Genomic DNA, 18,781 nt, shown 5'->3' on the forward strand with positions numbered 1-18,781 from the left:
TACATCCGGACCGCACGCTCACGCAACTCCAGCGGGTACTTCCTCGGTGCAGGCATCGTCTGGGCTCCTCTCGCAAAAACCCATCTGACCCTCTGCCTGTGGCGGGCCTGTCGCAGAGGCCTTTCGAAGGCTTCGAGCGCGGCGCATGGGTCAGCTGCCCGGATCTCCCGGACAGCCAGTCGTAGCTCATGACCGTGTCGTGCGGGTTTTTGCCGGCGGCCCGCTCGCCGGGCACGGTCTCGGGGGGCAGCGGCCAGACACATCCGCCCTCCGGGACCGCCCGGCCGGTGCCGCCGGTCATCACAGAACTACGGGCGGACCTGTTTTTTGACAGTCCTCATGAGGGCTTCACGTGGCGTTGTCCAGACCGACGAACAGCTTCGCGATACGCCACTGGTGTGCGGTGTGCTGCAGCGTGAACGTGTAGAAGCCGGTCGTGACCACGCTCGCGTTCCCGCCTGCGTTCGACGTCAGCATCAGGTAGGCCCACACCACTGCCGTGCCGGCGTCCGCACGGCGCAAGACGATGTTGACCAGGTTGTGCCTTCGCTGATCGGTTTGTTCTTTTGTTGCCTCTCGCACCAGGTCGACAATCGCCGTGCGTCCGACGAATGCCTGCTCGACCTCACCGGCGATCGACAGCGTCATGGTGGCGTCCTGAGTCAAGACGTCCTCCAACTCCACCAGATCTCCGTGATCCAGGGCGAAGGTGTAGCGCGTCAGCGTCTGCTGGAGGGCGAGCTGCTCTGCGGGGCCGAGGTCAACCTCTCCCACAGGTGTTGTGTTGAGGTGGCTGCTTCCCCAGCCGAAAGCCGCAGTTGTTGTCATGTCAGGCCTCGCTTGTGCTGTGGATGTCGGGTGAAGGACAGGGGCGGAGCGTGTGACGTGAGGCAGGCGCCGGCCGGCGCTGTATGCGGCGCTGTCGGGTATCAGAAATGTGATCGTTTTGGCGATGTCCTGCCGGGGACGAGCCGGCCCGTCCGGCCGGCTCGGTTCGCCGCGGCCGGCATCGTGATCACTGGTTTCCGGACGCGTCACCAGGTCTTGGCGGTGGTGTCCCGATGGTTACCGGTGTCCTGGGGTCGGGCGCCGCACGCGTTGCGCGGGAACGGCTCGTTCCTAATCGACCGTGAGCACGATCTTGCCCTGGATATGTCCCTGGGCGGCGCGCTCGTGCGCGGCTCGGGCGTCCGCGAGCGCGAAGGTGCTGTCGATCGCGACGCGGATCTTCCCCGCGTCGAGCAGGCTCTGCAGTTCGGCGAGCTGCGCGCCGCTCGAGCGGACCTGGGCGGCCGTGACCGTGACACCCAGCTTCGCGTTCTCCTCGTCGTCGAACTGACCGAAGTACACGGGGTAGAGGGACCCGCCGCGCTTGAGGGTGCGCAGGAAACGCCTGCTGTCGGGACCCCCGACGGTGTCCAGGACAAGATCGATGTCGCGGACGGCTTCCTCGGGCCGCTCCTTGGTGTAGTCGATGAACTCGTCGGCGCCCAGCTCGCGCAGGAACGTCTCGTGGGCGCCGGAGGCCACGGCGATGACACGGGCTCCCTTCCACTTGGCCAGCTGGAGAGCGAGGTGTCCCACGCCGCCGGCAGCGCCGTTGATGAGGACCGTGCTCTCGCTGCTGAGTGCCGCCGGGCGGTGCTGGGCCTCTTGGAACGGTGAGGGGTGGCTGTGCCCGAGCTCGATCAGGAACTGCCACGCTGTCAGCCCCGACATGGCCAGGGCGGCAGCGTGGACGTGGTCGATGCCGGCCAGTTTGCGGGTGAGGTCGGACGCCGGCGCGGTGACGTACTCGGCGTACGCGCCGCTCTGGAGAACGGTGGGGAAGCGCAGCAGGCCGACCACTTCGTCTTTGACCGTGAAGCCGTTGACGTCGGCGGCGACGGCTTCCACGACGCCTGAGACGTCGGTCCCGGGAATCAGGGGGAGAGGCATGGGGGGCTTGAGCTCGGCGGGCACGTTGGGCATTCCCTCACGTGCGTACCAGTCCGGGGGGTTGAGGCCGATCGCGTGCACGCGGACGAGCACCTCGCCCGGCCCCGGTTCGGGAACCTGCACCTCCTCATGACGAAGCACTTCGGGACCGCCGAACTCGTGCAGCCGGATCGCCCTCATCGTGTGTGTCGGCATTGTTTTCTCCTGCCCCTGCCCGGGGATAGACTTATTCGGATCAGCGGTCCAGGTATCCGAACCACTGACCCGAATATATGAACCACTGATCCGGATAGTCAAGAAGGGACAGGGACAGATGCGGGCCGACGCCAGGAAGAACCGCGACCACCTGCTCGTAGTCGCGGGCGCCGCCATCACCGAGCAGGGCGTCGACGTATCGCTGCGCGACATCGCACGCAGGGCCGGTGTAGGGCTCGCCACGCTGCTCCGTCACTTTCCGACGCGCGAGGCGCTGCTCGATGCCCTGCTCCGCACGAGCTTCGACGATATGACGGCAAAGGCAGCCGAACTCGAGACGTCGAGCTCGCCCGAGGACGCTCTCGTTGCGTGGCTGCGCGACTGCGTCGCGTGGACGACCGAGTACCGGGGCGTGACCGTGCTGATGGCAGCCGCCATCGACGACACCGAATCCGCACTCCACGCCTCGTGCGTCACCCTGCGTGCAGCCGGTGCGCGGCTCCTCACCCATGCCCAGGCCGCGGGCGTGGCGCGAACCGATATCGATGGCGCCGATGTGTTCGCGCTGATCTCCATGCTCGCCTGGCTCGGCGATCAGCCTTCGCTCGCGCCACGCGCCGATCACCTCTTCGAGGTTGTCGCGAGCGCGATTCTGACGAGCGCAGGCAGCAGCCATGCCGAGGGGGAGCGCCGCCCTCAGAGCCGTAGCGAACATGGCCACCGGGTCCGGCCCCCACAGCGCGCCGCCACCGCGGCCACCACTGCCGACGGCCCGTGAACCGGAGCCGGGTCCATCAGCCACGCGTCGCGTCACGAAGCGTGTCCCCGGACGCGGCGGACGCTTCCCATGCCCACCCCGCGTGTGCCGTACCGGAGGCAGAGGAGCGCGGCGGACCACGAGCCGTCAGCCGTGTTCGTCCCGCTCGCCGGTCAACTCGGGTACGTAGGCGCCGACATCGTCCTCCGCGTGGCCACCATCGGCAGGGACGGCCCCTGGGCCCTTACGCCGCGTCGTCGAAGTAGTGGCCTTCCTCGATGTCGGCGAGCAGCCCGGGGTGCGCGGGCACCCAGCCGAAGCGCTCCCGGGTCAGTGCGCTCGACGTCGGGTTGTCGAGCGACACCAGCGGGGCGAGCAGACCGAAGTGCCGGCCTGCCTCCTCGGCCGTCAGACTCACCGCCGGAAGCCTCAGCCGGCGGCCGATGGCCTCGGCGATGTCCCGGAACGGTATCCCCTCCTCCGCGACCGCGTGCACCGGCGTACCGGGCGAGGCAGACTGCACGGCCAGCAGGAACAGGGCCGCCGCATCAAGCCGGTGCACCGAGGGCCAGCGGTTCGATCCCTCGCCGACGAAGGCGGACACACCCGATGAGCGGGCGATAGCGATCAGCATCGGGACGAAGCCACGCGCGTCCTCTCGGCCGTGCACGGTCGGCGCCAGCCGCACCGACGACGCACGCACCCCGCGCCCGCCCATGGCCAGGACGGACGTCTCGACCGGGAGCCGGAGAGCGGCGGCGTCGGGAACGACGGGGGTCTCCTCGGTCAGCAGCCGTCCCGGCGTGCGGCCGATGACTCCTGAGGTGACCACGAAGGGCTTGCCGGTCTGCTCCAGCACCGAACCGATCGTGTCCACGGCGTTCAGTTCGACCCGCGCGCGGGCAGCCGCGTCGGTGGTCTCGGAGATGTGCTGGTTCGCGGCGAAAACCACGCCGTCCGCCCCCGCCGCACCAGCCCGCAAGCTGCCCAGGTCCCCGAGGTCGCCTCGGTGCACGGCGACGCCGGCCCTCGCCAGAGCCGTGGCGGAGGCATCGGAGCGGGCGAGACCCACGACCTCGTGGCCCGCTCGGAGCAGCTCGCCGACGATGGCCGATCCGACGTATCCCGTTGCTCCTGCGACGAAAATCCGCACAATGAAAATCCTCCGTCAGCTATCGGGTCGACCCGGCACTCCACCGGGGCGGGCTGATACGTCGACGGTAGGCACCGGAGGAGCGCGGCGTCCAAGATCTGTTCCGCACCGCCTGATACGGATCAGGTATCACGGGCTACGATGCGGGAGTGTCCGTCGTTCACGTGGCCCCAGTCGACTTCGACCTTCGCCTGGTGCGGTATTTCACGGTCGTGGCCAAACACGGCAACTTCCGCCGTGCGGCGGCCGAGTTGCGTCTTGCGCAACCCTCGTTGAGCCGGCAGGTCCAGAGCCTCGAAAAGCGGCTCGGCGTCCGCCTGCTCGACCGCACCACCAGGGGCTGCCACCTCACCGGAGCCGGACAGGCATTCCTGCCCCAGGCGGAAGCGCTCCTGCGCTCTGCGGAACTGGCCGCGGCGACGACCCGTGCGGCCGCGGAACCCGGCGCCGTCACCCTCGGGTACGTCGGTGGACTCATCATCACCGCCGCAGTGCGCGAGTTGCGCACAAGCCATCCCCGCGCCGAGGTCGGCACCCTGCACCTGGACTGGAGCGATGTCCACATGGCACTGCTCGACCACCGTGTGGACGCGGTCGTCGCCCGGGAGCCGTTCCCGGCCGACCGGCTGCGGGTGACGCGCCTGTACCAGGAGGGCCGGGTGCTCCTGGTACCGGCGACGCACCGCCTCGCGGGCAAGGAGTCGGTCACCCTCGACGACTTCGCCGACGAACCCCTCATCCGCTACCCGGACCCCGTCTACGACGCCTTCTGGCGCCTCGACCCCCGCCCGGACGGACGCCCGGCGCCCGATGGCCCGCTGGTCGGGGCGCACGCCGACAAACTCGAAGCCGTGGCCGGCGGCCAGGCCCTCGCCCTGGCACCGGCCGGCGAGGGGAACAGCACGCCCAGGCCCGATCTGGCGGCCGTTCCCGTCCGGGGGATCGAGCCGTGCAGCGTCGTGATCGCGACCCGTACCCGCGAACGCAACCGTCTGGTCACGGCCTTCCTGGAAACAGCCGGATCACATCTCACCGGTCGCGAGGAAAAGGGCACTCCCCGAAGCTGATCACTGATCGGGCTTCTGCCGCTGCCCGACCGCCCGATCAGGCCGCCCCGCGTCCGCGACTGCCTATCCACAGCTGGGTCAGGCGACCGGTCACGGGTCGGCGCATACTCGGGTCCATGAACGGAAAATCGCCGCTCGGGGACTTCCTGCAGACGCGGCGCTCCCAGCTTCGCCCGAGGATGTCGGGGTGCCCACCTACGGGAGCGGCGGCGTGTGCCGGGGCTGCGGCGCGAGGAGTTGGGCGATTCAGTGCTTCACCCTGGAGCATAACAACGGCGCGCTCTTCGACAAGTACCACGACACGACGACCATGCGTACGGTGCTGGACGCCCAAGCAGCGACCGACCTCGGCACGCTGCTGACCCACGCCTCGGCCGAGGTGCGGGAGTTGTGGCAGGCACACCGCCTCGACTCGGCGGAGGGCCATCCGGTGTGGCTCGCATCGCGCTCGGCCTCCCCGGCGGCCAAGATCCCTGCGGACCCGTCGGGATGGAGCGCGACCGGCCTGCACACCGGCGCACCGGGTACAGTCGGATGTGGCGACCGCAGCGACTGGAACGCGTTCGACCCCCTGAGCGACCCGCTGCGCGACGTGCCGGTACGGGTCCGCCAGTCACCTGCCCGTCGGCCCTTCTCCTCCTTGAGGACCTACCGATCCCTGGCCGCAGTCCTGCACACCGAACGCGGCGACGTTCACCTCGCCCTGCGTCCCGACGAGACGGCGTTCGTGTTCCAGCCGCTTGAGCGCCTCGCGGACGGGGGTGCGCCCGAAGCCGAGTTCGGCGGCGATCCGGTCGTCGTCGACGGGTTGCCCGGGACGGATCCGGAGGGTCACGAGGCGGTCCGCGATGGCGCGATAGGCCTGGTCGGCCAGCGTTCCGGGTCGCCCGGCGGCGGAGGTCGTCGACGTCACGCTCACATCCTCCCTTGACGCGGCCCGATCCATCCTCCTAGCGTATCGCGACGCGGCAGTTGATATATCAGTCTCCTTTCAGTCTCCCATCAGTCGACGACCAGTGGCCGTCCGGCCTCGTTCGAGGGAGTTCCCATGACTGTCCACACCCCCGGCCCGCACCTCTCGGCACAAGAAGGTCCTCGGTGACGCGCCGGTACGCCGACGTTCCCGCCGCGCCCGGTGACGTCCCTCCCGAGCTCCCGGTCTTCCTGTGGCGCAACCCCGACCCCAGGCCGTCGTACGACGTGGTCGTCGTCGGCGCCGGCGGGCACGGCCTGGCCACCGCCTACTACCTCGCCAAGAACCACGGCGTCACCGATGTAGCGGTCCTGGAGAAGGGCTGGCTGGCGGGCGGCAACATGGCCCGCAACACCACCATCATCCGCTCCAACTACCTCTGGGACGAGAGCTCCGGCATCTACGAGCACTCGCTGAAGCTGTGGGAGACCCTCGAGGAGGACCTCGACCACCCGATCCTGTTCAGCCGGCGCGGCGTACTGAACCTCGCCCACAGCCTCCAGGACGTCCGCGACAGCAAGCGCCGCGTCCACGCCAACCAGCTCAACGGCATCGACGCCGAGTGGCTGGAACCGGCGGAGGTCGCCAAGGTCTGCCCCATCGTGAACGTCTCACCGGACGTGCGCCACCCCGTCCTCGGCGCGACCTACCAGCCGCGGGCCGGCATCGCCAAGCACGACTACGTCGCCTGGGGCTTCGCGCGCCGCGCCGACGAGTACGGCATCGACCTGATCCAGGACTGCGAGGTCACCGGCATCGACGTCGACCACGGCCGGGTGACCGGCGTGCGGACCACCCGAGGCCGTATCTCCGCCGGAAAGGTCGCCCTCGCGGCAGCGGGCCACTCCTCGGTGCTGGCCGCCATGGTCGGACTGCGGCTGCCGGTGCAGAGCCACCCCCTCCAGGCGCTGGTCTCCGAACTCCTCGAACCGGTGCACCCCACCGTCGTCATGTCGAACGCCGTCCATGTCTACGTCTCCCAGGCGCACAAGGGCGAACTCGTCATGGGCGCCGGCATCGACAGCTACAACGGCTACGGACAGCGCGGCTCCTTCCACATCCTGGAAAGCCAGATGGCCGCGGCACTGGAGCTCTTCCCCGTGTTCGCCCGCGCCCACATGCTGCGCACCTGGGCGGGCATCGTCGACGTCACCCCGGACGCCTCACCCGTCGTCGGCCTGACCCCCGTCGAGAACCTGTACCTCAACTGCGGCTGGGGCACCGGCGGTTTCAAGGCCACCCCAGGCGTCGGCTGGACCTACGCGCACACCATCGCCACCGGCGAACCGCACTCCTACAACGCCCCCTTCACCCTCGACCGGTTCACCACCGGCGCCCTGGTCGACGAGCACGGCGCGGCCGCCGTCGCCCACTGACCGCCGTCCCGGCCAAGGAGACCGACATGCAGCTCATAGCCTGCCCCTGGTGCGGTGAGCGCGAGGAGACCGAGTTCCACTACGGCGGGCAGGCGCACATCGCCTACCCCGAGGACCCCCAAGCGCTCGACGACGAGCAGTGGGCCCAGTACGTGTTCTTCCGCGACAACCCCGAGGGACCGTTCGCCGAGCGGTGGGTGCACGCGGCCGGCTGCCGGCGCTGGTTCGACGCCGTGCGCGACACCGCCACCCACGAGTTCCTCGCGGTCCACGGCAGCCGCGCCCGCCGCACCCTCACCGGGACCACCGGCACCGCACCCGCCGCACGCCGGCGCAAGGGCCAGGAGACCAGCCGATGACCAACGCGTTCCGCGCCCGCGGCCACGGTCACGTCGACCGCGACACCACCCTCTCCTTCACCTTCGACGGCCGCACCTACAGCGGCCACCCCGGCGACACCCTCGCCTCGGCGCTGCTCGCCAACGGGGTGCACCACGTGGCGAACAGCATCACGTACGGAAGGCCGCGCGGTGTCCTGGCCGCCGGCGTCGAGGAGCCCAACGCCCTCGTGCAGATCGAGGCCCCCTTCCCCGAGCCCATGCTCACGGCCACCACCGTGGAGCTCCACGACGGCCTCGTCGCCCGTGGCCTGTCCGGTCGGGGCCGCCTGCGCGCCGCGCCGGACCCGGCCCGCTACGACACCATGCACGCCCACTGCGACCTGCTCGTCGTCGGCGCGGGCCCGGCCGGACTCGCCGCCACCCTGACGGCCGCCCGGTCCGGAGCCCGGGTGATCCTCGTCGACGAACTCCCGTGGCCCGGGGGTTCGTTGCTCGGCAGCCGGGAACTGCTCGACGGCCGGCCCGCGACCGAGTGGGTCGGCGACGTCGTCGCGGACCTCGGCACCTGCCCCGACGTGCGGGTACTGCGGCGCACCACGGCCTTCGGCCACTACGACGACGGACTCGTCCTGGCCCTGGAGAAGCGCACCGACCATCTCGGCGCCGCGGCGCCCGCCCGTGTCTCGCGCCAGCGCGTCTGGCGCATCCGGGCCCAGCAGGTCGTGTACGCTACCGGCGCCTACGAGCGTCCGGTCGCCTTCGACGACAACGACCGCCCCGGGATCATGCTGGCCGGTGCGGCGCGCACCTACCTCAACCGCTTCGGCGTGCTGCCCGGACAGCAGGCCGTCGTGTTCACGACCAACGACAGCGCCTACCCGGCAGCGCTCGAACTGGCCGACGCCGGGGTGCGCGTCGGCGCGGTGATCGACGCCCGTGACGCCGTGCCCGCGCACTGGCGCACCGCCTGCGCCGAGCGCGGCATCGAACTGCGCGCGGGTCATGCCGTCACCGGAACCAGCGGCGTCGCACGTGTCTCCCGGGCCCATGTCGCCCCCTTCGGGCAGGGCCGGCCCGGCGTCCGGCAGGGCATCGACTGCGATCTGCTGCTCGTCTCCGGCGGCTGGAACCCGGCCGTGGCCCTGTTCGGCCAGGCCCGCGGCACCCTCCGATATGACGCCGGGATCGGCGCCTTCGTCCCTGACCGGGACCTGGACGGCGTCCGCGCTGCGGGATCGGCCACCGGGACGTTCACCCTGTCCGGGTGTCTCGCCGACGGCGCGGACGCCGCCCGGCGGGCCATGTCGGCGCTCGGCGTGACGGCCCGGACGGTCGGCCTGCCGGCCACGGCGCCGCTGCCGCGGGCAGCGCCCACCCGGGTGATGTGGCGGGTGCCGAGCCCGCGGGACGGGCGGGACGGCGCCCACCAGTTCGTCGACCTTCAGCGCGACGCACTGGTCTCCGACGTACTGCGGGCGATCGGCGCGGGCCTGAGATCGGTCGAACACGTCAAGCGTTACACCACCATCGGCACCGCCCACGACCAGGGGCGCACCTCCGGTGTGATGACGTCCGGCATCGTCGCCGAGGCACTCGGTGTGGACATCGCCGACCTCGGCACCACGAGCCCGCGTCCGCCCGCCGTCCCGGTGGCCTTCGCCGCCTTGGCGGGCCGCAACCGCGGGGAGCTGTTCGACCCGGTCCGCGTGACCGCGCTGCATCCCTGGCACGTCGAGCGGGGCGCCCTGTTCGAAAACGTCGGCCAGTGGAAGCGACCCCGGTACTACCCCCGGGCGGACGAGTCCATGGAGGAGGCCGTGCTGCGCGAGTGCCGGGCCGCCCGCACCGGCGTCGCCGTCATGGACGGCTCCACCCTCGGCAAGATCGACGTGCAGGGCCCGGACGCCGGCGTGCTGCTGGACCGGCTCTACACGAACGTGATGAGCAACCTGAAGGTGGGCCGGATCCGCTACGGCGTGATGTGCGGTGTCGACGGCATGGTCCTCGACGACGGCACCGTCACCCGCGTGGCCGAGCAGGAGTTCCTGCTCACCACGACCACCGGCAACGCCGCCAGGATCCTCGAGTGGATGGAGGAGTGGCTCCAGACGGAGTGGCCGGACCTGCGCGTGCACCTCACCTCCGTCACCGAGCACTGGGTGACCATCCCCCTGGTCGGCCCCCGCTCGCGCGAGGTGCTCGCCCTGGCGGCCCCCGGGCTGGACGTCGACAACGACGCCTTCCCGTTCATGTCCTGGCGCGACGCGGACGTCGCCGGCGTCCCGGCGCGCGTGTGTCGCATCAGCTTCTCCGGCGAACTCGCCTACGAGATCAACGTCCCCGCATGGCACGGCATCGGCGTCTGGAAGGCCCTGCTCGAGGCGGGCGACCCGTTCGGCATCACCCCCTACGGCACCGAGGCCATGCACGTGCTGCGCGCCGAGAAGGGCTACCCGATCATCGGCCAGGACACCGACGGCACCGTCACCCCCCAGGACCTGGGCATGTCATGGGTGGTGTCCAGGAAGAAGCCGGACTTCATCGGCAAGAGGTCCTTCACGCGCCGGGAGAACCAGCGCGAGGACCGCAAGCAACTGGTGGGACTGCTGCCCACCGACGAAGGGGTCCTGCTGCCCGAAGGCGCCCAGATCATCGCCACCAGCGACATCCCGGCGCCGCCGGTGCCCATGCTGGGCCATGTCACCTCCAGCTACCGCAGCGACGCCCTGCGGCGCACGTTCGCCCTGGCCCTGGTGCGCGCCGGAACCCGGCGTATCGGCGACACCCTCTACGTCCCGCTGGACGGCCGGACGATCCCGGTGACCGTGACCGACCCCGTGCTCTTCGACAAGGAGGGAACCCGCCGTGACGGTTGAGACGCCCACCCGCTCCAGCCCGCTCGCCGCGTGGCGGGACACCCTGGCGCAGCTGCCCACGGGAGTGCGGGTGCGCGAACTGCCCTTCCTGACCCAGCTCACCCTGCGGGTGGAGCCCGGCAGCAGCGCGGCCCGGACCGTCGAGGCCGCCCTGGACATCAGGTTGCCGGGCCCCGTGCGCGCCGAGACGGCCGACGACGTCACGGCACTGTGGATGGGCCCGGACGAATGGCTGCTGATCGCGCCGGACGGGTCGGCCGGCGACCTCGTCGGCCGGCTGCGCGCGGCGATCGGCGACGAGTTCGTCACCGTCACCGACGTCTCGGCGCAGCGCACGACGCTGGCGCTGTCCGGGCACCTGGTCCGCACGGTGCTGGCCCAGGGCTGCGCCGTCGACCTTGATCCGCGGGTGACGCCCGTCGGCTCGTGTCTGAACACGCTGCTGGCGCAGGGACCGGTCACCCTGGTCGTACGCGGCGAGGCGGCCTCCGGCGTCTGGCTGCTGGTCCGCTCGTCGTACGCGTCCTACCTGGCGGCCTGGCTCGTCGACGCCTGCACGGAATACCGGGGTTCGACGGATCGGCAGCAGCGCACCGGAGCCGCATGAAGGACCCGTGTGCCGTTCCTGCCGGGGCATGGCCGCGACCTCGAAAACCGATGGACCGAAAACCGGTGGAACACCGCCACTGTGCTCAACTACCGTGCGGCTGAACCCAGTCGTCTGATGAAGGACATGCCGTTGTACACCCTGTGAGACCTCCCGAGAGCTGACTCGTCGCGCGTCGCGCCTGTGCGCCGCGCTGCTTCCTGCTGCGGACTTCTCACTGAAACCGGTGTACCTTTGTGCTCAATAGCTGGGTGGTCATGCCGACCTGCCTGCCGACCGTTCTCCGCCGTTGCCCTGCATGCGCGTCCGCGCGCTTCCGGGCGAACGGAAAATTCCGCGTCAACGCGAACCACAAACTCCTCGATGCCTGGCTCCTCGTGCTCTGCACCGGGTGCGGGGACACCGCGAAACTCACGGTCATGGAGCGGGTGCACGTGCGCTCCGTACGACCTGAGCTGCTGGACCGGATGCATGACAACGACCCCGGGCTGGCAGCCGAGTTGCTCCAGGATCCGGCCGTGCGGCGCCGCAACCGCATCGCCCTGGACTGGGCGGGCGCCTGGCGCCTGGACACCGGCGGAGCGGAACACCTGGACCGCGAGGTGATCGACGTCTCGGTCCGCTTCGCGGCGCGGATCCCGGTCCGGCCGGTGCGCCTGATCGCCGAGGGCTGCGGTCTCTCGCGGGCCGAGGCCGAGAGACTCGTCACGGAGGGGAGGCTCGTTGCGGCGGTGCGGCTGAGCGGCAGGCTCTCCGGCGACTTCACCTTCACGCTCAAGCGCTGAGCCCTTCTCGGGCACCGGGGCCCGTCCGGCAGGATCCGCTGGACGGGCCCCGGGGCGCATGGTGATCGAACGCGGTGGCGAACGGCCGCTCGTGACGTCCGGCGGCGCAGGGATCAGAGGTTCAAGCGGGTTTCGATGCCGTCGAGCAGAAAGGTCAGGCTGGTCTCGAACTGCTCGTCCATGTCAGGTCCGGACGGTGACCTCATCCAGCGGGCGAGGAGTTCGTGGCCTCCTTGTTCCGCCAGCCCCCGGGCCGCGGTGACGGCCTCGGTGAGCCGCTGGGGGCTGTCGAGGCCGAGGCGGCGCCGCATGGCGTGCTCCTCGGCCACCTGTTGCGCGCTGCCCAGGACGTGACGATCGAGCAGCGCCACGCAGGCGAAGGCCTGGTCCAGCTCGGCCCCGTGTTCCACGAGGGCACGGAGTTGGCACTCGGTGCGGCGCATCATGTGCGGGCCCAGCGGGGGGCGGGTCGGGGCGAGCCGCGCGTACCACATGTGCCGTTTCGCCATCGCCCAGGTCTCCAGCGCGACAGCGCGCAGGTCCGCCCGCCAGTCGGCTCCCGGTGCGTGCGGCAGCGGGATCTCCGCGGTGGCCGCGTCGAGCATCAGGTCGACGAGTCCGTCCTTGCTCAGCACATGGCGATAGAGCGCCATGGGCGTGTACGGGCCGAGCCGCTGGGCCACCGCGGACATCGTCAGCGCCTCGGTGCCGCCCTCGTCGGCGACGGCGATGGCCGCCCGCACGATGTCCTCGCGCTCCAGCGGGCTCTGCCGGCGCCTCGGCGCGGCATGGGTCCAGATCAGCGGTACGCCGGACGTCCCGGCCGACTGTCGTGCCTCTCCTTCTTCCACCCGTTCAGCTTACGCCATCAGCTACAGTTTATGACGTATACGCAAGCAGAGGCGAGGAGAGTGCGATGGAACACGACGCCGCACCGGCCGGTATCCGGCTCGGCATCGGCCGGGGAATCAGCTATGGACTGTTCGGCGAGCCGGACGCCTTCGTGCCGCAGATCCGGGCGCTGGGCGGCGCGGTGGTCCGGGTCTACGTGTACTGGGGGCAGGTCGAGCCGGAGCCCGGCCGCTACGACTGGACGGCGGTCGACGCGATCCTCGACCAGCTGGACCCGGCCGCCGAGACCTGGATCACCGTCTGCTCCAGCTCGCCGTGGGCCACCCGGACCCCGTCCAGGTTCCTGCCGTCGTCCCCGGCGCACGACGACGCGCGGTACGCACGCTTCGTCGATCGTCTCGTCTCCCGCTGCCGGGGCCGGGTCGCGTACTGGCAGTGCAACAACGAGCCCAGCAACACCGGCCTGCTCTGGCATGGCACCGCACCCGAGTACGTGGCCCAACTGGCCGTCTTCGCCCGGGCCGTGCGGGCGGCCGACCCCGCTGCCCGCGTCGTTCTCGGCGGCTGCGGCTACGACGTCCTCTCCAGTCCGCCGGACAGCCCCGCCCGGGCGTTCTTCGACCATGTGGTGCAGCACGGCCGCGACGACTTCGACCTGTTCTCCGTCCACCTGTACGGCGACCCGCACGACATTCCCGCCTACGTCGAGGACGTTCGCGCGATGATGCGCCGCCACGGCTATGAGCGACCCGTACTGGCAGGCGAGTACAACGGCCCGACGCTCTTCGAGTTCCCCGACGCGCAGGCGGCGTTCCAGCAGGAGATGACCGCGGCCTTCACCGCGCCGGCCCCCTCGTCCCCGGGTGCCGAGGCGGAGCCGCCGGACCGCCGCACCATGCGCGCGCTGTACGACCGCGCGGACGACCTCCCGGACACTCTGCGGATGTTCCTGGACGACTGCCCGCCGGAGCTCGCTGCCCGGCGGGACCGTATCAACTGCCGGCAGATCGTCACCCGCAACATCCTCGCCCTGGCCGCCGGTGTCGGCCGCACGGTGTGCTGGAACCTCGCCCCCGAGATCCCGGGCTACCGCGACCGGCTCAACCTGATGGGCTTCCTCTTCGGCAAACTCGCACTGCTCGACTACGACGGACCTGAACTGACGGTTCGTCATCCGTCTGCCCAGACCTTCGCGCTCCTGGCCGCACAGCTGCGCGAAGCGGTCCAGGTGCGCCGCCTCGCCGCCGGACACCCCCGCGACCTCCACGTCTTCGAGGTGGAGCGGCGGGGGCGCGCGGCCCTGGAGGTCCTGTGGCGGGCCGGCGACGTGTTCACCGGCGAGGAGCGGCCCGCCACTCCCGTCGAGCGCCCCTGGCCGCATGCCGACGTGCATGCGCTCGATGCCTTCGGCACACCGGTGCCGGTGGAACGCGACGGCGCGCTGGTCCGGCTGCCGGTCTCGGTGACACCGGTGTTCCTGTCCGCCGAGCCGGCAGCCGAGCCGTCCGCGTAGAGCAGGTCAGGCGAGTCCGGGGAGCCGGTCAGAATTGTTCGACGAAGTACGGTTCGACCGTCATCCAGCCGTTGCCCGCGGCCCCGTTCAGCCTGCCGGAGGAATTCTTCGACAGGGTGTACCAGGAGTCCACGTAGTCGGGGTCGTCGGTGAACCAGGAGTCGGGCATCGCGTTCAACAGCGCGTTCACCAGGGGTATGTAGGTTCCCTGATCGGTGACCGTGAGCAGGGCCGTGGTGAGCGCCTGGGCCAGCGCCTTGTAGTTGGTGCCGTCGTCGTCCTCCATCAATACGACGTCGGCGAGGTTGTACTTGTAGTTCGACCAGTTGACCAGGATCTGGTTCGGGTAGTAGACGGTGCCGTCGTCGTCCAGGTACGGCATGTCGACCGAGTCGACGCGTGCTTTGCCGTCCAGTCCGAAGCCGGTGACGAGGGAGAACATCTCCGCTCCGCCCTTGAACCAGGGCTCCTCGTCGTCCTTCACCTCGATGCCGGTGACCTTGGTGGCCCACCAGCCCGCCGTGTCGAGGCCGCTCGGCTGTCCGTCCGGCAGCCGGTCGAGACCGCCGGCGGACAGCGTGTTGCGCAACACCGTCATTCCGGCCCGGTGAGCCTTGGAGACGTCGATGTCCAGGACGTAGAGCGGCTGTTCCGGCACCCGGGCGGTGTCCACGGTGTGTCGGTTGCCCTCACTGTCGTAGGCCGTGAGGGCGGTGGCGTGGTCGTCGGCCGCCGCGACGGCGACCCAGGGCACGGTGTCGGCGCTCAGACGCGCACGCATCGACGGCGCGCCCAGCCGCACCCGCAGCAGCGATCCCGTCGACTCGGGCAGCCCCTTCAGGGCCGTGATGCGCCGGTCGGCGGCGGAGACCGAGGCCCGCAGACGGCCGCCGTCCGCATCCGCGGCCCGGCCGGCCAGCGCCTGCAGATCCACCTCGCGCGTGGTCAGCGTGGCCGAGCGCACCTGGGCCCGCCACCGCGGATCGCGGAGCGAGGAGGACAGTGAGCGCGCGACCGCCTCCTCGACGCCGTGCACCTGTGCGGGCGAAGAGGGCGAGGCCTGGTCGGCGGGGCTGGCGGCCGGCGTGGCGACCGCCGGCTGGACGGTGCCCGCGAGGACGGCCGCCAGCATCCCGCTGACCAGGATGCGGCGCCGTCTGCATGCTCTGCTCATCATGCTCCTTCTGCTGGTTCGGCGTGTCATGCATGCGATGGGCGCATGTGTGACACGGACATGACATTCCTGGGTGCAGGCGGGACCGGAAACGGTTGCGCCTGTGTGCGGGGTGGGCTGGGTGATCTCCTGCGGGGAGTCGTCGCCTATGCGGAGTCGTCGTGGGCCGAGCGCGCCCCGGCGCACTTCAGTGAGCCCAGCGTGATCTCCTCGGTGTCGCGCAGGTACGCTTCGGCCGCGCGCCGCGCCTCCTCGTTCTGCCGGCCCGCCACGGCGTGCACCACCGGCGCGAGCCGCCTCGACGCCTCCGCCGCGTCCTCGAACGGCGCCCGCAGGGCTTTCCGCACAGGGAGGTAGGCATTGAACAGCGTGTTGGTGAGCAGCGGATAGACCCGGTTCCCGGTGGCCCGTGCCAGTTCCCGGTGCACCTCCGCATCGGCGAGCTGTGCGGTGTCCGCGTCCGGGGCCGCCCCCACCCGGCGCAGCAGTTCTTCCAGTCGCCGGGCCTGCCGCGCCGTGCGCCACACCGCCGCCCGACCGGCGATGAGCGTCCCGATGTGCCGTCGTACCTCGAAGATCTCCCTCAGCCACGCGGGGTCCTGTGCCGCCAGCAGCGGGAGCAACTCGGCGCCGCCGAGCCGCAGATAGTCCAGGATCCGGGTGCCGATGCCGTGCCGGGTGCTCAGCAGCCCCGTCTTCTCGAGCCTGGTCAGGGCGTGTTTCAAGGTGGTGCGTGTGACGCCGTACCCGGCGGCCAGTTCCCGCTCGGGGGGCAGCAGCGAGCCGGGTTCGCGCGTGCCGCTGAGGATGTCCTCGCGCAGCCGGGCCTCCAGCAGATCGACGACGGATCTGCGGGGAATGCTCTCGACGGCCACGGGGACCTCCAGACCTGCGGTCGGCGGTGCGACGACTGGTTGGTTCAGTGGCTCAGCCACTGCCTCAGTGAAGCAGCCTTGTGGTTGTCCGGTCAACGCCCTTGCAACGGTGGTTAGTTGCTCACCTCCAGGGTCGTTCCGGCGTCCGGTCCGGATGCGCGACCTTGTCGTCGCCGACGCCCGGCTTGCCGTCGTACCGCGCCGCGACATCGACTCCCGCCAGCGTCTCGACGTCCGCGAACCCCAGGAGCCCTGGGCGCGCGGCCCGCACGGGTGTCGGCAGCTATACGATCCAGCCCTGCAAACACTCCGTGATCGCGGAGAGAGCAGCTCCGGCTTTGACCTGACGCGTCAGATCACGGACTTGTTCAGGATTGATGGCGACCTTCAAGCCGCACGCCACCAGGTAGGAGTAGGCTGCCGCTGTGGCGAAGAGTGCGTTGTTGCGCTCCAGGGCCGGTACATTGACAAGCTGCTGCAAGAGGACTGCCGCACGCTCGACAGGGGTTGGGTACACGGGTACGCCGAAGATCTCTGCCTCGATGCGGCTCACCGCGGCCGTCAGTGATCCCCAGTCGGTGACCTGCGGATCCCCAGGTGTCTTCTGCTCGGCGATCATGAGAAGCCAGGCGAGGTCGATGAGGATCGGGCTCGTCGTTCTGGGCTCGGCTGCCGGTTCGGATGCTACGGCCGGTTCGGGGCTTGGAGTACTGGGGCCGGTGTCGCGTCCGAGGCGGATCAGCAGTGACTGCCCGACGTACGCGAAGGGTTGTGGCCGGGCCGCAGGCGTGGGTTGCCGGGAGGATGCCATCAGCCAGGCGGGAAAGTCGGGCGAACGACCCACCAGATACTCCATGTGCTCGCCGACACGGCGGCTGCACGACAGCAGTTCTGTCGTGGGAACCGTGTCCAGCAGTAGGTCCTTGGCCTCGGTGGTGAAGTCGAAAAGGCGATGCCTGATGTCGGCCGACGGCTGCGCCGCATCGGGAACGGGGGCCAGCAGGCCGCTGAGGAAGACTTCGGCCAGGGCGGCGGTGTGGCGGCGGCCGGGGAGACAGGAGTGGACCAGTTGCATGACGGGCACGGTCAAGGGCGCCATCGCTGAGAGGTAGGCGGCGAGCCGTACGGATTGGGGGGAGGCGGTGCGGGTGAAGGCGAGCGGCGAGGTGGTGGAGTCGGCGCTCGGAGAGGTGGGGGTGCCACTGCGGGGTTCCCAGATTCTCAGCGGCACGGGTTGGCCGAGGGTGGTGACCGCACCGGCCCATGAGGCGAGTCCGGGTGGGGTCAGTTCGAGCACGGGGATGGGGACTGTGGTGAATCGCGAGACCGCTGGTGGCAGGATCGGATGGGTCACCTGCCAGTCGGTGTTGGGGGCTCCGGCGCGTGGCGTTGCGATGTGCCAGGTGTCTGCCGTGATGCCGGTGCCCGCCCACAAGGAGCGCGGCAGGACATGGATCAACGCGGTGGGACCCGCGGTGGCCCAGCCCTGCAGTACGGTCTGCATCCGGCCGTCTTGCCAGGCCGGGGCTGTTCCGTCGGTGACGACAATGACCATGGTGCGTCCGGAGGGATCTGTCACGCACTGTGGGGACAGCGTCTGAGCGTCGCAGCCGGCCCATGGGCGGGTGAGAGAGACGGACCGCGAAGACTGCGAATGTCCGTGGCGCACCTGATGGACTTCGATCCGTCGGAAGGCGCCGCTGCGTTCGAAGAGGGCGCGGAGTTCGCCGAAGTGGCGTTCCCACAGCAGCATCGAGTCCGCGCTGTCGATGATGAGCGCCAGCCGTAGCCAGCGTTCTGGCCGGGGGCGTAGGACGACTTGAGGTACGTGGGTCTCGGCCTGGGCTTCAGCGGTGGCTTCTTCGGCCAGCTCGGTCGCCCAGGTGCTGGGAATGCGGCGCTTGAGCGGGCGCAGCGCACGACCGAAGGCGAGGTCGCCGCCGAGGGCTCTCAGCCCGGGGACTCGCAGCTCAGGGTCCTTACTGTTCCCGGTGGGCCGGGCGCCGGTCAAGGGTACCGGGCTTGCCCGGTCCGTACGTGTCTCCGTGCCGGGGGATGGAGGATCGGCAGCGGGATTGCTCGCTGGGGACGGCGGGGTGGGCGAGATGCGGTCACCGGGGGCGGCAGGAAGGCGTTCGGTGGAACAACCCGCGGGTTGCCGCTTGGCCCACTGCTCGGCCAGCAGTGTGTCCGGGCCCTGTGGCAGGCGGGAGAGCAGCCACAAGGTGTCCAGGAGTTCCTCGTCGCCGAAGGGGACACCGGCGCTGCTCAGAATCTGTTGCAGCTCCCGGAACATTGC

16 protein-coding genes and 1 pseudogene are annotated in these 18,781 nt (G+C 70.3%); 8 read left to right on the plus strand and 9 right to left on the minus strand.

Features of this window, described 5'->3' with window-relative positions; all coding sequences use genetic code 11:
• Positions 1–348 precede the first annotated feature (348 nt).
• Both ACWDUZ_RS15340 and ACWDUZ_RS15345 read right to left on the minus strand, forming a co-directional pair.
• A complete protein-coding gene (locus tag ACWDUZ_RS15340; RefSeq protein ID WP_451632294.1) occupies positions 349–828 on the minus strand; it encodes a nuclear transport factor 2 family protein in 480 nt (159 codons plus the stop codon).
• A gap of 291 nt (positions 829–1,119) precedes the next feature.
• Positions 1,120–2,133, minus strand: a complete 1,014-nt coding sequence (locus ACWDUZ_RS15345; RefSeq protein ID WP_451632295.1) for an NADP-dependent oxidoreductase — start codon at positions 2,131–2,133, stop codon at positions 1,120–1,122.
• Between the two features lie 118 nt (positions 2,134–2,251).
• Here ACWDUZ_RS15345 and ACWDUZ_RS15350 point away from each other — a divergent pair, with 118 nt between their 5' ends.
• Positions 2,252–2,911 carry a TetR/AcrR family transcriptional regulator gene (locus ACWDUZ_RS15350; RefSeq protein WP_451632296.1) on the plus strand — a complete coding sequence of 220 codons (660 nt, stop codon included), beginning with the start codon at positions 2,252–2,254 and terminating at the stop codon, positions 2,909–2,911.
• A 223-nt stretch (positions 2,912–3,134) separates the two neighbouring features.
• Here the strand turns inward: ACWDUZ_RS15350 and ACWDUZ_RS15355 are convergent, their stop codons facing one another.
• Positions 3,135–4,043: an SDR family oxidoreductase gene (locus tag ACWDUZ_RS15355; RefSeq protein ID WP_451632297.1), complete on the minus strand. Its 909-nt coding sequence runs from the start codon at positions 4,041–4,043 to the stop codon at positions 3,135–3,137.
• Positions 4,044–4,192: 149 nt separating this feature from the next.
• On the opposite strand from ACWDUZ_RS15355, the gene ACWDUZ_RS15360 reads away from it, so the two are divergent.
• Positions 4,193–5,110 (plus strand): LysR substrate-binding domain-containing protein, encoded by a 918-nt coding sequence (locus tag ACWDUZ_RS15360; protein ID WP_451632298.1) that lies wholly within the window; start codon positions 4,193–4,195, stop codon positions 5,108–5,110.
• A 613-nt stretch (positions 5,111–5,723) separates the two neighbouring features.
• On the opposite strand, the gene ACWDUZ_RS15365 is transcribed toward ACWDUZ_RS15360, so the two are convergent.
• On the minus strand, positions 5,724–6,056 hold the full coding sequence (locus ACWDUZ_RS15365) for a GntR family transcriptional regulator (protein WP_451632299.1): 333 nt from the start codon (positions 6,054–6,056) through the stop codon (positions 5,724–5,726).
• Positions 6,057–6,208: 152 nt separating this feature from the next.
• Between ACWDUZ_RS15365 and ACWDUZ_RS15370 the strand changes: the two genes are divergently transcribed.
• The 5 genes from ACWDUZ_RS15370 to ACWDUZ_RS15390 all read left to right on the plus strand — a co-directional run bounded on the left by ACWDUZ_RS15370 (position 6,209) and on the right by ACWDUZ_RS15390 (position 12,068).
• Entirely contained in the window at positions 6,209–7,459 is a 1,251-nt protein-coding gene (locus ACWDUZ_RS15370; protein WP_451632300.1) for a sarcosine oxidase subunit beta family protein, read from the plus strand.
• Between the two features lie 26 nt (positions 7,460–7,485).
• A complete protein-coding gene (locus tag ACWDUZ_RS15375) occupies positions 7,486–7,818 on the plus strand; it encodes a sarcosine oxidase subunit delta (protein WP_451632301.1) in 333 nt (110 codons plus the stop codon).
• On the plus strand, positions 7,815–10,676 hold the full coding sequence (locus tag ACWDUZ_RS15380; RefSeq protein WP_451632302.1) for a 2Fe-2S iron-sulfur cluster-binding protein: 2,862 nt from the start codon (positions 7,815–7,817) through the stop codon (positions 10,674–10,676). Before ACWDUZ_RS15375 ends, ACWDUZ_RS15380 begins: the two co-directional genes overlap by 4 nt.
• Entirely contained in the window at positions 10,666–11,283 is a 618-nt protein-coding gene (locus ACWDUZ_RS15385; RefSeq protein ID WP_451632303.1) for a sarcosine oxidase subunit gamma, read from the plus strand. The genes ACWDUZ_RS15380 and ACWDUZ_RS15385 overlap by 11 nt, the downstream gene beginning before the upstream one ends.
• 236 nt (positions 11,284–11,519) lie before the next feature.
• Positions 11,520–12,068, plus strand: a complete 549-nt coding sequence (locus ACWDUZ_RS15390) for a DUF1062 domain-containing protein (RefSeq protein ID WP_451632304.1) — start codon at positions 11,520–11,522, stop codon at positions 12,066–12,068.
• Positions 12,069–12,181: 113 nt separating this feature from the next.
• On the opposite strand, the gene ACWDUZ_RS15395 is transcribed toward ACWDUZ_RS15390, so the two are convergent.
• The gene (locus tag ACWDUZ_RS15395) at positions 12,182–12,919 is read right to left on the minus strand and encodes a TetR/AcrR family transcriptional regulator (protein WP_451632305.1); all 738 of its coding nucleotides are present in this window, start codon (positions 12,917–12,919) and stop codon (positions 12,182–12,184) included.
• 65 nt (positions 12,920–12,984) lie between these two features.
• Between ACWDUZ_RS15395 and ACWDUZ_RS15400 the strand changes: the two genes are divergently transcribed.
• On the plus strand, positions 12,985–14,433 hold the full coding sequence (locus ACWDUZ_RS15400; protein ID WP_451632306.1) for a hypothetical protein: 1,449 nt from the start codon (positions 12,985–12,987) through the stop codon (positions 14,431–14,433).
• Between the two features lie 28 nt (positions 14,434–14,461).
• Here the strand turns inward: ACWDUZ_RS15400 and ACWDUZ_RS15405 are convergent, their stop codons facing one another.
• From ACWDUZ_RS15405 to ACWDUZ_RS15420, 4 genes and pseudogenes are all read right to left on the minus strand, one after another.
• Entirely contained in the window at positions 14,462–15,607 is a 1,146-nt protein-coding gene (locus ACWDUZ_RS15405) for a DUF3103 family protein (RefSeq protein ID WP_451632307.1), read from the minus strand.
• Positions 15,608–15,753: 146 nt separating this feature from the next.
• On the minus strand, positions 15,754–16,542 hold the full coding sequence (locus ACWDUZ_RS15410; protein WP_451632308.1) for a FadR/GntR family transcriptional regulator: 789 nt from the start codon (positions 16,540–16,542) through the stop codon (positions 15,754–15,756).
• Positions 16,543–16,765: 223 nt separating this feature from the next.
• Positions 16,766–17,101 carry a fic family toxin-antitoxin system, toxin component gene (locus tag ACWDUZ_RS15415; protein WP_451632420.1) on the minus strand — a complete coding sequence of 112 codons (336 nt, stop codon included), beginning with the start codon at positions 17,099–17,101 and terminating at the stop codon, positions 16,766–16,768.
• A gap of 240 nt (positions 17,102–17,341) precedes the next feature.
• Positions 17,342–18,778 (minus strand): annotated as a pseudogene (locus ACWDUZ_RS15420) (SAV_2336 N-terminal domain-related protein); the annotation flags it as partial.
• Positions 18,779–18,781 lie beyond the last annotated feature (3 nt).

It is taken from the genome of Streptomyces sp. NPDC003393 (assembly GCF_053589015.1).

Bases quoted from the DNA above. Each gene is read 5' to 3' on its own strand.
- ACWDUZ_RS15345 (WP_451632295.1), bottom strand. From the start codon at position 2,133: ATGCCGACACACACGATGAGGGCGATCCGGCTGCACGAGTTCGGCGGT.
- ACWDUZ_RS15400 (WP_451632306.1), top strand. From the start codon at position 12,985: ATGGAACACGACGCCGCACCGGCCGGTATCCGGCTCGGCATCGGCCGG.
- ACWDUZ_RS15365 (WP_451632299.1), bottom strand. From the start codon at position 6,056: ATGGATCGGGCCGCGTCAAGGGAGGATGTGAGCGTGACGTCGACGACC.
- ACWDUZ_RS15340 (WP_451632294.1), bottom strand. From the start codon at position 828: ATGACAACAACTGCGGCTTTCGGCTGGGGAAGCAGCCACCTCAACACA.
- ACWDUZ_RS15415 (WP_451632420.1), bottom strand. From the start codon at position 17,101: ATGATCGCCGAGCAGAAGACACCTGGGGATCCGCAGGTCACCGACTGG.
- ACWDUZ_RS15405 (WP_451632307.1), bottom strand. From the start codon at position 15,607: ATGAGCAGAGCATGCAGACGGCGCCGCATCCTGGTCAGCGGGATGCTG.
- ACWDUZ_RS15350 (WP_451632296.1), top strand. From the start codon at position 2,252: ATGCGGGCCGACGCCAGGAAGAACCGCGACCACCTGCTCGTAGTCGCG.
- ACWDUZ_RS15375 (WP_451632301.1), top strand. From the start codon at position 7,486: ATGCAGCTCATAGCCTGCCCCTGGTGCGGTGAGCGCGAGGAGACCGAG.
- ACWDUZ_RS15380 (WP_451632302.1), top strand. From the start codon at position 7,815: ATGACCAACGCGTTCCGCGCCCGCGGCCACGGTCACGTCGACCGCGAC.